This window comes from Mesobacillus zeae (assembly GCF_003570705.1).
GTDB lineage: Bacteria > Bacillota > Bacilli > Bacillales > Cytobacillaceae > Mesobacillus_C > Mesobacillus_C zeae.
Genome location: NZ_QWVT01000054.1, coordinates 1 through 14,117, shown reverse-complemented (window position 1 = coordinate 14,117; position 14,117 = coordinate 1). Strand labels below are relative to the sequence as shown.

General features: G+C 35.4%; 11 protein-coding genes and 3 pseudogenes. 2 read left to right on the top strand and 12 right to left on the bottom strand.

The window, feature by feature from the left end:
• Positions 1 to 265: 265 nt before the first annotated feature.
• The 3 genes from D1970_RS21295 to D1970_RS21285 all read right to left on the bottom strand — a co-directional run bounded on the left by D1970_RS21295 (position 266) and on the right by D1970_RS21285 (position 2,213).
• Positions 266 to 1,003 (bottom strand): 4'-phosphopantetheinyl transferase family protein, encoded by a 738-nt coding sequence (locus D1970_RS21295; protein WP_119114856.1) that lies wholly within the window; start codon positions 1,001 to 1,003, stop codon positions 266 to 268.
• Positions 1,004 to 1,321: 318 nt separating this feature from the next.
• Positions 1,322 to 1,501: a hypothetical protein gene (locus tag D1970_RS21290; protein ID WP_119114855.1), complete on the bottom strand. Its 180-nt coding sequence runs from the start codon at positions 1,499 to 1,501 to the stop codon at positions 1,322 to 1,324.
• A gap of 127 nt (positions 1,502 to 1,628) precedes the next feature.
• Complete coding sequence (locus tag D1970_RS21285; protein WP_119114854.1) at positions 1,629 to 2,213, bottom strand: hypothetical protein; 585 nt, start codon at positions 2,211 to 2,213, stop codon at positions 1,629 to 1,631.
• 792 nt (positions 2,214 to 3,005) lie between these two features.
• Between D1970_RS21285 and D1970_RS21280 the strand changes: the two genes are divergently transcribed.
• Both D1970_RS21280 and D1970_RS23570 read left to right on the top strand, forming a co-directional pair.
• Entirely contained in the window at positions 3,006 to 3,374 is a 369-nt protein-coding gene (locus D1970_RS21280; protein ID WP_119114853.1) for a hypothetical protein, read from the top strand.
• Between the two features lie 152 nt (positions 3,375 to 3,526).
• Positions 3,527 to 4,298: pseudogene (locus D1970_RS23570) on the top strand (ATP-binding protein); the annotation flags it as partial.
• A 50-nt stretch (positions 4,299 to 4,348) separates the two neighbouring features.
• Here D1970_RS23570 and D1970_RS23210 read toward each other — a convergent pair.
• The 9 genes and pseudogenes from D1970_RS23210 to D1970_RS22570 all read right to left on the bottom strand — a co-directional run.
• A complete protein-coding gene (locus tag D1970_RS23210; protein ID WP_246370373.1) occupies positions 4,349 to 5,392 on the bottom strand; it encodes a hypothetical protein in 1,044 nt (347 codons plus the stop codon).
• 54 nt (positions 5,393 to 5,446) lie between these two features.
• A complete protein-coding gene (locus D1970_RS21270; protein WP_119114852.1) occupies positions 5,447 to 5,818 on the bottom strand; it encodes a hypothetical protein in 372 nt (123 codons plus the stop codon).
• Between the two features lie 1,578 nt (positions 5,819 to 7,396).
• Positions 7,397 to 9,727: a bifunctional glutamate--cysteine ligase GshA/glutathione synthetase GshB gene (gshAB, locus tag D1970_RS21260; protein ID WP_119114857.1), complete on the bottom strand. Its 2,331-nt coding sequence runs from the start codon at positions 9,725 to 9,727 to the stop codon at positions 7,397 to 7,399.
• A gap of 8 nt (positions 9,728 to 9,735) precedes the next feature.
• Positions 9,736 to 11,109 (bottom strand): MATE family efflux transporter, encoded by a 1,374-nt coding sequence (locus D1970_RS21255; RefSeq protein WP_119114850.1) that lies wholly within the window; start codon positions 11,107 to 11,109, stop codon positions 9,736 to 9,738.
• A 651-nt stretch (positions 11,110 to 11,760) separates the two neighbouring features.
• Positions 11,761 to 12,096, bottom strand: coding sequence for an ArsR/SmtB family transcription factor (locus D1970_RS21250; RefSeq protein ID WP_119114849.1), 336 nt, complete (start codon positions 12,094 to 12,096; stop codon positions 11,761 to 11,763).
• A gap of 75 nt (positions 12,097 to 12,171) precedes the next feature.
• Positions 12,172 to 12,384 (bottom strand): annotated as a pseudogene (locus D1970_RS23535) (CoA-disulfide reductase); the annotation flags it as partial.
• Between the two features lie 2 nt (positions 12,385 to 12,386).
• A pseudogene (locus tag D1970_RS23565) lies at positions 12,387 to 12,491 on the bottom strand (DUF2935 domain-containing protein); the annotation flags it as partial.
• A 186-nt stretch (positions 12,492 to 12,677) separates the two neighbouring features.
• Entirely contained in the window at positions 12,678 to 13,463 is a 786-nt protein-coding gene (locus tag D1970_RS21240) for an alpha/beta fold hydrolase (RefSeq protein WP_119114847.1), read from the bottom strand.
• 203 nt (positions 13,464 to 13,666) lie between these two features.
• Positions 13,667 to 14,117, bottom strand: a 451-nt coding sequence (locus D1970_RS22570) for a hypothetical protein (RefSeq protein WP_182478601.1), incomplete at its 5' end; no start/stop codon positions are given.

Here is a 14,117-nt window from a genome sequence, read left to right as displayed (position 1 = left end):
TTTTTCATTTACACAAGATATTTTACGCTCTCAATTAACACCTATCTCAAAAAAATTAATATTTGTTTCTATAAAATCATTCGTATCAATTACTTCTTTGAAAATTTTAACAATACTATCTTTTAAATTCTTAGTATCATATGATATGTTTTTTTGATAAGGTTTTTTTACTTCTTTTTTATATAATTCTAAAAGTTTATTAAAATGTCTTTATTTTTATATTCAGCAGTATACATATCTAACACTCCTTATTGGGTTTCGAATCCTAAAATATACTTTTATGTTGACATTCCATAATACTAAAATCTAAGTTACCATCTTTGCAAATATTAATCTCTTGAAAAATAAATTGTATTTGGGTTGAATTATTATTTCTTACTACTACAGAAACTTTGTACTCTGAATAAAGGTTAAAAGTGTAATAGTTGTACTCATTTTTAGTTTTGTCTTCCTTAATAGGGACTTGGAAACTCAGAGGGTCTTTATAAAATCCCATTCCTATTGCTTTTAAAAAGGCCTCTTTTCTTGTCCATATATAAAAAAACCTTGATTCCTTTTCAAACAAAGTTTTTGCCTCTAATACATAATCTATTTCTTCCATTCTAAAAATGTGCTTCATAATATTGAAATCCACAGGACAAATACGTTCAACATCAACTCCTACCTCATCTAAACCTATCACACAGACGAGTAGGCCATTACTATGAGATAAATTAAAATAAATAGGTTTGTCTTTAAACATAGAATTATCTAAAAATAATTTCCCATATTTGCTTTTCTTAAATACTATAGAGCTGGGTTCAACATTTAATATTTCTCCAATTATCTTTTTTAGTAATACTCTTCCTAATAAAAACTCTACTTTTTTGAATTCTACTTTATAACTCTGATAAATTTCTACCTCCTGTTCACTTAAGAACTTAACTAGATTGTCAAATTGTGATAATATAGATAGGTCATTGGTTTTAATGTAATTAATAGTTATACTTACTTTAATCTCCACCTTGTAATTTTTCTCCCACTCAACCACCTATAATATTAAACATCTTTTGGTATAATTTCCACAATTTTTGAAATAAAACAAATTATATATTAACTTTGGAAAGGGCGGGCTTCCCACATTTTAATATCTATGTAACTTGAAAATACAGAATCATTTATGTCTTAATTGATGAATTTGTGCCCTGTAAGTATCCTTTGAATTTCCACTAATCAACTTCTCTGCCAGAACATTTTTTCTGCGATTAAATAGCGTATCACTGCAGTAAATACGCCTACGTTTTCCATCGCATGAATTATATTATAATTATGTAAATCAGTTTCACAGTTTGGGGTTTACCTTTGTATTAACAAATAATTTGTTTGCAGTATCATGTGTCATACACCTCTCAAATATCTTTTCATTGTTTTTTGCTGAAGCATCAATTTCTGTATAATGATATGCAGAAATTTGCAGTGTTTCTTTATAACCTAAAGGACGAATATTTAATTTTTGATTCAATTTGATGTTGTCCATGAAAGATGTCAGAATAGAATGAGCATTGGTATATAGAAAAATTTTTTAAATACTATACCAAGCTTAACAAATACAATAATTGCCTCCCTTAACAAGAAAAGAATTGCTATGGTTATAGCAATTCTTCTAAACTTCCAAATGGTATAATCTTTGAGTCATCAAAGTCTTTACCCTCATTTTCTTTATATAGCTTTAAGCAACCTTCAACACCATGATTTGAATTACTTGTAGATAAAAACATTTTTGCAATATGAGGTAACGTGTCTTTAGTGAAACCTGAATAACCTGACCAACAAACGCTACCATTTGCGAATACATGTGCATATGGATAACGGTACACATCCATTAAGTCATGAATTGGTTCATTTTCTTTAACAGCAACAAGCTTCATTGACGCTACTTTTTCACCTTTTAATTTATAAATTGCTAGTAATCTCGGATGCCCCACATCGTCTATTGCTACATCATGATATTTAACACGAATCTTTGATTTAGGTATTTCATATACATAGCTAGTTCCATGTGAATTAACACCCATATATGCTATCCCTGGTGGAATCTGGCCACTAAAGTAAGGAACCTTCTTATTTGTGGATGCCTGTACTTTTTCCATCGTTTCTTTAAACCATTTATTATCCATATGAGGGATTAGATGAGATATAGCATTTTTTATTTCGTCCTGTTGTTCTCTTTCCAATGTTGAAATGATAGCTTTTAATATTTCAACCTTTTTATTTTCTAAGTATTAAAATTAATTATTTCCTTAATTATACTAAATTATATATATAATGAAAATGATGTTATATTTATGTGAAAATATTATTATTTCTCATTGAACTAAACTGCCACGTTCGTATTATAAGGTCAGCCAGATATTTCTGGTTGACCATTTTTTATATGGTTTTATTATAACAGTAGCCAGGGTAGAACGTAACTGCTCGTGGGGCTTGACCCCGTCAACTAAACCGTTCGCCCCCTACTTGCAGAAACATGATTGAGGCTGATTGGGACTTAGATCTCGTATAACAAGCGAAGCTATGACACTGCATGGAGGATTAGGGGTAACTGGCATACTATGATTCTAGGAGGAGATTAATAATGAATCCAGTCATTGGTCTGGATATTTCAAAAGGAGAAAGCCAGGTTCAAGCATTTTAGTTCAATAAAGAAAAAAGAGCTGCATATGCAACTCAATGATCTTAAGTAAAGCCCCTCTATAGTTAAATAAGAGGTTTTACGATTTCAACAATTTGTTTGAACGCCAATAATCAAAATCTTTTGGACTTGCTTTTAGAATTCATCATTACATTATAAGCTTTACATTATTATTTCTACAATAAAAGAAGGGGCGTATATGCAACTCAGTAATAAATTGCTAAAGTTCCCTTCAGTCATATTGCCTCCAACACTATCACCTGCAATTATTAGACTCATTTTATCTTTGTCTAAATCAAGGAATTCATCATTCTCGTTACTAATATTGGGGTAATTGTCAGGAACGTACAAGAACGGTTCGCCGAATACGGCCTATCTCCAGGCAACCGAAGATAAAATTCTCTATATACGCCTAAAGCCGACATGCCCGATATTGGCGAAGCATCAGCTTTCAGAAGAAAAGGGTTTGGTCATTTCGGATCCGTTGCATCGAAGCAAAAATGAATCGAAGCGTAGCCTTTTGATCCATCAAATTGTGGACGCGTCCTCGAACAAATCCGGAATTCAGTGGTTCATTGATGCATTAGCCGAAAAGTATCCAAGGCATTTGATGGACCAATTGAAGGTCATCCAAAAGACCATCCGAAACCATCCAAATAGTATGGAAGTCGCTTTGAGAGTGAAGTGGAAAAGCTTCAATTAATCAGCGGGAATGATCTTCGGGATATCGCTTATCCGCTTGACCGCCAGGTAAAGCGTCCTTGATATCCAATTGAATGAAAAGTACATTGAGTTGAAGGCGCCTAAGAGCTCGAACGATACATACCTGAAAGTGTTGAACGGAGGGAGAATGAGATGACGAGCCCGTTCGATCGTTTACAGCAGCAGTGCCGAACCGTACGGTTGGCTGAAACTGCAAAAGAATTGCCAACCCTTCTCCGAAAAGCAGAAGCTAAAGGGCTGGACCTATCATGAGTTCACACATGAACTTCTGTCATATGAGTTGCATTTCCGGGAACAGAAGAACATGAAAAGAATGATGAAAGGGGCTGATTTTCCGGAACTGAAGACGCTTGATGATTATGATTTGAAAGAACAAAATGCGTTAGGCGGAAAACAATTCAATGTTTTAAAAGAGTTGAATTGGATTGAAGACGATTTCACGTTGATCCTAATGGGACCGACAGGTGCAGGCAAAACGCATCTGTCCGTCGCTTTGGGTGTGCATACCGTCGAGCAAGGATTTCAAGTCTCCTTTGTTTCAATGGCACATCTGATGTATGTATTGAAAACGCGTGATCACATTAAAAAATCCAATACCCGGTATAAGCGGATAATTGGATCTGATCTTATCATCATCGATGACGTCATGTATATGACTTATGAGCCTCATGAAGCCCATTTATTCTTTCAGTTGATCTATGATCTCTATGATAAAGTTGCTTTCATCTTGACTTCAAACAAGGGCCCGAATGAATAGGGGAAATCCTCCGGCGACCCAACATTAACAACCGCCATACTGGATTGCCTGCTCCATCAGAGGGAAATCATTACTTTTGGTGAAGAGACGGATAGCATCCGAATGAAGTATCGAAAAACTTTGTTTCCCGAAAATAGTGATCAATCAAGCGATGGAACCCTGTTTTCTCAACAGAGATATTCTTTTTTCCATTCAAGTCATGTAGATTTAACTCTCTTTACTTCAGGAGAATCTTCCTTCTTTTTAAAACATGCAAAGAATGAACATAACCAAATAACCAATTCCGATAATAATGTAATTAGGAGTACATCAAAGCCGCCTTGTTCATTCCAACTTGACTTGTTTATAAAGAAAAATAAAAATGCTATTAATAAGACTAGATTACTTTGCCAAAAAAATGTGACACCCCTTTTAAAGGAAAAGTTCTCATCCTCTTTCTCCTTTTTACCTGACATATTTTTATCTTTTTGAGGGCTGTCATTAAATAGAAATTCCCCCATAATGCTTTCCAAAACATTAAAATAATGGCTGACACTATTACTCATTAAAAATATTTGATGATTGTCAGACTCATCATAGTTTAAATGCCAAATATAATCCTTACCTGAAACAAAAAGCATCGCGAAATCCACTTTCATGCCACTGTTCTTGGTTTTTCTTTTTTTAAAAATAATTTTGCAAACCTGCTGATTATTCCATTTAAAATCGTTTAAGAATTCACGAATCTTCGCATCATATTTTTCATCCTCGATCATTTGGTCCAATTTTGAGGGTTTCATGTTATGAAGTGAATCATACAAATCATTCGATAATTCTATATTAATTTTAATTGGATCTTCATATAACGTAGAATCCACACCGTAAAAATCACAAACTACTTCATTTAAACCTAAGGAATTATGAAGCTTTGAAAACGTGTGCTGAGCGCTATGTACATATTCCAAAATAACCTCTGATCCTGCAGAGAAGTAGACTAACAAACATTTATTTCTATTTTCAAATCGGATAACTTTGTTTGTATGTAAAATATCCTTACCTATACTTTTTAATAGGGCTAGCTGGCGTTCTGAATACTCATCATCATTTATCATGGCTTGCGGAGTTTCTATTAGCTGATCGACTTCTTTTTTTGAAAGTTTATATTCATTGGCAACTTCCCTTACCCTTTTGACAGACCCCAATTGAACAAGAATTGCTATAAGCGCTTGAGTGGTAACACTGATTTTTTGATCTTCTTCCATATCCGTTCTTCCTCCAACAAGCTTATTCAAAAATGAAATGGACAACTTGAAAAATTAATTAAAGATACTCATTATTCCTGTTCCAATCACAACGAGAAAAACAAAAAAGATAATACTTGCCAGTTTATTGACTACGAGAGGGAGACGATTAAATACATTCTGAGTATAATAATTGACCCCAGATGAAAGAATGGCAAAATATTTAAAGAAAAAGTCTCCTATGCTTTTAGGTTCTTCAAAAACATTCACTTCATAAAGAATGATAACAAAACGCTGAACAAAAATCGAAAATAAAGCAAATATGGCATTTGTTAAGATCACCAGACTTATATAAGAGCTTGGGATGGGAATATCAATTCCCGTGAAAAGATAAGCGATAAATGTCCAAACACTAATGGCCAAAGTAAAGCCAACAATTTTTATCATATTTTATTTACCTTTCATTCATTATTTCAACATGATTCAAATACCTATACATCTCAATACTTAACATGGAGATATCTCGATATAATAGATTAATTAAATTAGAGTTTTCCTCCATTTTATCCCCCCGCTTAATTTGGATTAAGTACTTTATAGAAAAGTTGAATTTTCATAGTTATGAGGCAAGTCTCTAGCAGGTGAAGGTATCTATTTCTAAATGATTTTAGATAATTGCTCTTCTTTTAATCGTTTGCTTACCAAGCGCCATTTTAGCGATGAGGAATTCTACCATGATGATTATTCTTCCACAACAGATTCAAGTTGCTTTTCGAGATACGTTTGAATCTGTTCTCATATGGTATAAATTTCCTTTTATAAATTTCGAGTAGGTCCTCAATGGTTGTGCTGTTTTCTACTGGTTTGTCATTTCCAGACAGTACCTGTTGTTTATTCGGTATTCTGAACCAATATCCTTCTCTAAATAAATGATGCTTAATTTTCCGACACGTTTAAAGTCTGGCATTTCTTGTCTACCAATGTGCCGCTCGTGTTGTCGTAATACGTCTAATCATATTTTGTTACAGCCATTTTTGCTTACCTCCCCTTTATATAATATACTATTTTTTGATATGATTTCCAGATAGAGAGGTCGATAACTTAAAAAAATGGGTTAAAATTTTGAGCATATTGATGGTTTTGACGGCTGCAATAACGAAGATAAAGAAACCGCAAAGAAAGCCGAAACAATGGCTAAAGTACGTTAAGGACGAAGATGGTAAAGCCCTAATTGTAGAGAAAGTTGGGTTTACTTCTGCTGTCGGAGGAGGGGCAGGATTTGTAGAAGGTCATTATAAAGTACCCTTCCGGCTTTGTTTTGTCATATACTCTTGTCATTCTCTTTTGCTACTCGGTATATTTTGGTATGTCCCGTATAATTGACAGTTTACGATAACCGTAATCGAAATGACAATTCAAGAATTCCGGGATAATTATACTAAAAATGGGCATGAAATTTCCAACTGCCTTTAGTTTTTTTCACATAGTCCATGCAGCTACGTCTAATGTTGAAAAAGAAAAGCTAACATTAATTTCTCGAAAGGGTTTAATGATGGACTGTTTATTCCTCCACTAAGACAATAATTATCTTCTCCACTTTTACAAAAAAAGCATGTAGACATGGTCTGCGAATCAGACTTGTCTACATGCTGAGAGACCTTTTGCAGGGAATTAAACTACCTCAATCGAAGTAATAATTCTCTGCGGTCCGGTAAGGCCATTCCCAAAACTTGAACCTTGCGATTCAATAAATCGGTCTAAAAATAGTTCCACGTTCAGATTTAATGCTGCCGTATGGTTTCCTAATTCAGCAATATACAGGTAGTTTCATGATATTGATCAAATTAATTGCCCACTATATGACAACTAATATCAGTCAAGTATGTATTTACTAAACGTTTCAGTTAGAATTGAAAAACACCGGAATTAGTATTAAATAGTTATCTCATCCGGTGTTTATCAACTCCTATCTTTTTACTGAACACTGCGTCAAGTGTTAACTCATTATTTGCAGGGCACCCTGTATCATTTTATTCTCCCAAACAACAAATCAAGAATCCTTTCATCCGCCTTTCTATTGTTACCTTTATACGGATAACAATGAATATGGATGGCTGGATTAAAGTTGATTTCAATTATGCTATAATTAGTTTCCATTGCTTCTTTCTCAATATTGTCAATCATCATATCGACTCCACAGATTGTAGCACCAGCAGCCTTTGCAGATTTAATGGCAATATTTTTGTAGCTTGTCGGAATGTCATCCGTGAAGTCGATACTATCCCCTCCTGTACTAATATTGGAGTTTTCCCGTAAATAGACAACCTCACCAGCAGGCGGAATATCTATACGACTCTTGGATTGGTTTTTCAAAAACATCTCTTCCACTTCACCTAATCGAATGCGTTCAAGAGGAGTTTTATAACCCTGCCCTCTCAATGGATCTTTATTTTTATTGTGGACAAGTTGATCAATCGTGTGAATTCCATCTCCCACGACATTGGCTGGAACCCGGTGCAAAATCCCAACGACCTCATCACCCATGACAAGAAAACGGTATTCTTTTCCTGTCATAAATTCCTCAAGAAGGACGGTGTCATCATGTTCAAAGGCCATTTTAAACGCTTTTTGATAGTCCTCCTTTGAAAAGCTACTAGTGAAAATGGTAATCCCGAGTCCAAAATTAGTCGATTTTGGCTTTATAACGATTGACTTCTCTTGATAGATCTCGAAATCGGCCATTGCTTCTCTAAGATTACGATACGCCTGTCCATCTGGTACACGGATGCCATGCTGTTTAAGTACTTTTTTTGTGACAACCTTATTTTCCATAATTAGAACTGTACTATATGAATCCAAGGATGTTTTCGTTGCTTGCTTCACATATTCTGTATGATCACCTTTTTTAAGGACAATGAAATTCTCATCACGATCTATAAATTCAAACTCAAGTCCTCTTTTAATCGCTGCTTTCAATAATATTTGTGTCGACAGTTCCAAGTCCTCAAATCCAATAAATAGATACCCGTTTTCAAGGCTTTCCTTGGCATATTGCTTGGCTTTATCCATATGATAAGTCAGATAGGACGATTGTTGGATTTCTGATTTTACAATTGCTGCAAAGTTGAGTTCTGGTCTCCGTATTTTTCGCTTTTGTATTTCAAGTAAAGTAAACAATTGTTTGTCATAAGGCTTTAGCACCTGCACCATTTTTTCCATTTCTCCAATAAACTCAAGTGCTTTTTCCTCCATACTAACAAAACGATTATCCTCATCATGTAACATACCCTTTATGCCTTCCTTTGAAAGGGTATCATGATTTAGGGTAGCCACTTTTTGTTCCTCCTCACCAAATGATTCATCATGCTTCAATAGCATAAAAACCAGAAACAAATGAATAAATTGCATCGTTTCTTTGCTGATCCCATTTTTATAAAGTGGGTTTAAATCAATCATGCGAAGTTCCAAATAGGCTATGCCATTCTGAAGCAATTCTTGTAAGTAATCATTCCGCCTTGCTGGTTTAACTCTGACTGGGCTATAAAACTCTTTTACACTTAGCAGATCCTTCGATTCAATTAGTGACTGCAAGTCATGGACATATTCCTCTATCGAATTGAACGAGACATAGAAAGGTTTATCATTTCGGTAGCCACATCCACTATTACGTAGTGAATTCATGTTCGGAAAAAAGTAGCTTTCTTCATCAAAATGATCTCCCGATTCCACACATTTTTCTAAATATGTTTTATTAAAAACAGGACTGGCCCCAGTCAAAAAGATAAGCAACCAACGGTATTTCAATATGTTTCGCGCAACTTTTAAATAAATATCGTTCTTGAACTCCACGTAACTGGTTGTATACTCTAGCTCTTTATACAGTCTGTTTAAAAAAGTTTCATTAAACGAAAAATTGTAATGGAGCCCACTTATTAATTGTCGTTTTCGACCATACTTTTCTGCCAACTTGAACCGGTACTGATCCTCAATTGGATCATTCATTATGGCAATCGGGATTTCCTCTTCTTCAGGCAATGCAGGAGGATTACTGCTAGGCCATAAATACTCTTCATCGCTTAACTCAAGAGTGACAATATCTTGGATAGTTTCTAAAAAATGATAGGCCTCATCAATGGAATCTAAAGCAGGAGTAATCATTTCAATCTGACTTTCTGAAAAATCCGTCTTTATATACGGGTTTTCTATTTTGCTACCAAAGGCTTTTGGATGACGTGTCAGCGCAAGCTTCCCATCTTTGTCAACCCTGGCATTCTCTTTTTCCAGGCCGAATATGCCTAGTAGAATATCCTCATTTAAGTTTTTGTCTATTATTAGTTGTAAAAATTCTTCATTCATTAAACCCACTATATTGACCTTCCTTCATCCATCTTTAAACGATTTTCAAATACAGATTGATTCATTTTTCTAAGATACCACATGAACCAACAGACAAGAACGATGCCTTTTATTACACTACTTAAAGCAATTGACATCCATACGCCGTTCAGTTCAAATGTACCTGATAACATAAGCGCCAACGGAATCCTCAACGCAGTGAAAATAATACTGAAAATGGGAGGAATATGTGTCTTGCCTATCCCATTGAATGCACCAACTGTCATAAGCTCCAGGCACATAAACAATTGTGAAAATCCTATAATTCTCATGTAGTCAGCACCTAGTTGTAAGCTAGCCTTATCAGAAAGGAAAAACGAAAAAATCTGCTGTGGAACTAGGATAAATAATATCGATATCATTACTCCAAAGATAGACGTAATCAGTAATGCTTTCAGATAACCTGTTTTAATTCGGTCCGGTCTTTTCGCTCCATAATTTTGACCAATAAACGCTGCAACCGCACCTTGAAGACCTCCAATCGTCATATAAGAAATTGATTCAATCTGAACACCAACCCTTTGAACTGCGATGGCATCCGGTCCCCATTGAACAATAATTTTGGCGACAATGATAGAAATCACAGTAAATGTAATACGTTGCACCGTGATTGGCAGCCCCATCCAGAGAACTTCTTTCATTTGGCTAATTTTAAATGTAATCTGTTTGGAGAACATGTGTAAGTTCCTGGTATGCATGAAAAACAAAACCGTTACAATGATATTCGCTGTTAACGTAGCAAGCGCTGCCCCTAACACACCTAATCCATTTAAATCCCCCACTCCAAAAATCAACAAAGGGTCAAGAATCATGTTTATAAGAAAACCAACTGTATAGACACGAAACGGTTTGCCACTACTTCCCATTGAATTCAAGACTATGCTGAATAAGGTATTAAAAAATGTAAATATCGTCCCTATCATCGAAATGACTAGAAACTGGATAGCCATTTGTTCTATTTCTTTGCTGCCTAGTTCAAAATAACCAATCAGAAGATTTTTTGCTAAAAGGATAAATATCATATATAAAATGGCTAATAAAACTGACATTAAAAACCCATTATTAATTAACTCTTTTGCTTTTTCCTCTTTTCCGGCTCCCATACTATGGGCAACTTTAACACCAGTACCGATGGAAATTATAGTAAACAAAGCAGCTCCAATGTTGACGAAAAAGCTTGCTGTCCCAACGGCTGCAACTGGTCCACTTCCTAACTTCCCTACCCAGATCATATCAACAAGCCCATATGTAGTTGATATGAAGTTTGTAGCAATAATCGGTAACGTTAATTTCATTAACGTAGGTGTAATTGGACCTTTAGTTAGGTTATACGTCCCATTCATAGATGTATCTCCCTTGTTTAGTTTCGATAATTTGATATCCTTTTGTATACAGAAAAATTGTAAACAGTTTTCATTTCTAGACACTAATGATCATTCTTTATAAAATTCGGATGAGAAAAAACATTTTCAGAAAAGGAATATAACGGGTTTTTAATCCCTTTATGAAAGGAAGGTTTCCTTAATAGCTGTGCTTCGCTTTAAAGGTAAATTTTGTGTATAAGGCAGATCATAATCGAGTGCAGTTTCAGCTTTGCAAGTTCCTGGCCAAAATAAGCGTATAGCCTAGACGAGATTTCACAACGACAACTGGAAGTTTCCATTTTATTAGATGTAGTTGAGCTATAACCATATGCAGCAGTATTTACTAGTTCGCTGCCACATGAATCATCACCACAACCACAAGCAACCTTTTTTACTTGTTGTTCAGTTCTTCCACACGAGTATCCTATTAAACCGCCCGCATTACATCCACTATACATTCCCATCCAACGCACTTGGAATTTTTCTAATTGCATCTAAGCATTAATGAAAGGTCTTAATGCTTTGTGTATAATATCCATGAATCATCTCTCACTTAAAAAATCCAATTAAAAAATATATACTCATCAAATTATTTTGATTAGTAAAGTGAACAAAAAATAGTGAGATTACTTACACCCTACTTAAACTCAATGTCTTCAGTTTATCCAATACATCCCGATTGCGTAGCTTGTAATGACTCCAAGAACCATGGATTTCACGTTCTATCAATTCCGCCTGAAGTAAAATCTTCAAGTGGTACGATACCTTTGATTGGGCAAGCCCCAACAACTCTTCAAATTCACAAGTACAAAGATCGGAACGATTTTGTAAAAAGTGAACCATTTGAATCCTAATCGGATCACTTAGAGCTTTGGCTGTTATTGCTAGCCGTTCGGTTTCTGCACTATCATATAATGGAATATCACCGCTGCATACACGAGGAATTTCAGCCATACACTGTTTCACTCCGCTCGCCCCTTTATCAACTTTTTTTGATTATATTTACCTTATCGCAGTAACGTGAGATAGTCAATGGAGTAACTAACACGATGATTCTGCCATTCTTGTAGTCTGTTGAATGGGACCCCATGCACTATTGAATGGTGAGGCATAAGAAAGGTCCAAATCTCAAGTTGATGAATTTTCACATTGTGGAATATAAGCAGTCGAAAGTACATCAATCCTCTTGTCAACAACCTGTTTTCCGATAATTTGTCCACCAAGAAGTTATTGGTTATCTTTTCGATAAAGGAGCTACGCGAATGCTCCATCATGATTTTTAGCCAAAATACATTTTCCTTAATAATCGCATCTTGAATAGGATCCAATATCCATTTATTAATTTTTTTCAATGTTCTCATAACGGACGTTGGCAGCAATTACAAATTATCAGGCTGTCAGCAGTGCTACGTGGTCAACTCAACAGGCGATCTCTCAATTATAAATCTATCCAGTAATTCTTCCGGGGAAATTTTTATTTACCGTGAATGAAAATGAGGAGCCTATATGGCTCCTCAACTATTGAATCCCGTTAAAGCTAAGTAGAACTATAAGCCAATAAATTGTGTCAAAAGCTGGTTAAACTTGTCACGTTCTTCCCAGAAAGGGCCATGACCACTATATTGAAACGGGACTAGCTTTGAATTTTTTATTTTTTGATTTAATTCCTGAGCTTGTGCAGATGGTATAACTTTGTCATGAATGCCGTGAATAATTAAAGTGGGGGCAACTATTTTTGGAAGGTCTTCATGCAACTTCTCATCTCTTAATAAAACAATAACTGCCGCAGTCGACCAACCTGCAGCCTGTAATCCCATTTGGAAAAACCAGTCCGAAAAGGGGCGAGTTATATACTTAAAGAAAAAGCTATCTGTTACTTCCTGCATCATCTTAGGGCGGTCATTTAACGTTTCTTTAAGAAATTTATTAGCCGTTTCTGTTGAAAAGCCTGTGGGAGCGGCAGCATCAATAAGGACAAGTTTGGATACTCCGTAACCGTTGTATCTAGCCATATATCGAATCGCGATCGCTCCACCCGTAGAGTGACCCGCGAGCGTAAAATTGTCTAATTGAAGTGTACCAACTACAGTGCGGATATCATCTGCCAGTCTGTTATAGGTGTAGCCACTCATTGGTTTATCCGAATTACCAAAGCCCCTCCAGTCTATGCCAATACAACGGTAACCCATTGCAGGAAGAACATCAAACTGATATTCGAACTGTTTATGGCTCAACGGCCAGCCATGTATAAAAACTATGGTCCTGCTGCCGCCTGGGTTAATATCTTCAACATATAGATTTACACCTGGCTCTACAGTAACAAAGTATCCCATGAAGATTCCCCCGTAATTAAAATGGTTTCAACAATAAGATATTCATTTTTGTAAACATAGGTGAGTACCTATCCCAGTTGTGGGTCAGAGAAGTGTAAAAGGATATGGCTCTTTTTGAACTATCCTGCCGATTTGCACAATAAGGAATTCAACAAAAAAACGTTAATCCTTCCTGGATCAACGCACCCGTTAGTGAAAAATAATTATAATTTCACTGTCCAAATTTTATAGATGATTTGACCGTCAATTTTTGTTTTTTCTGTACAGACATCGACCTTCAAATTGTTATAATCAGCCCATTGAGGTAAAAAAGATGCCAAATATTTAATTACCTTCTCATCAGGTGTTGCATACCCTACATTAATTTTATTACCTAAATAAGCAACAAAATCTGGATATAAAGCATCTGTCCATTCTTTAGCTTCAAACTCCGAACCAAAAATACGATTATCCTCTTTATAACTCCCATTTATCCACTTAACATTCTTCAATGGAACCAAACCACCATCTTTCCAAGTTTTTCTACCGTTGTTGAATAATCTTATTACGCTAACCTGCCCAGTTTGTTCAATAAGAAGTTCAACAAAAAGGGCGTTAATCCTTCTTGGATCAACGCACCAGTTAGCATTCCTGTAGATTGCTAAATATCGGCTT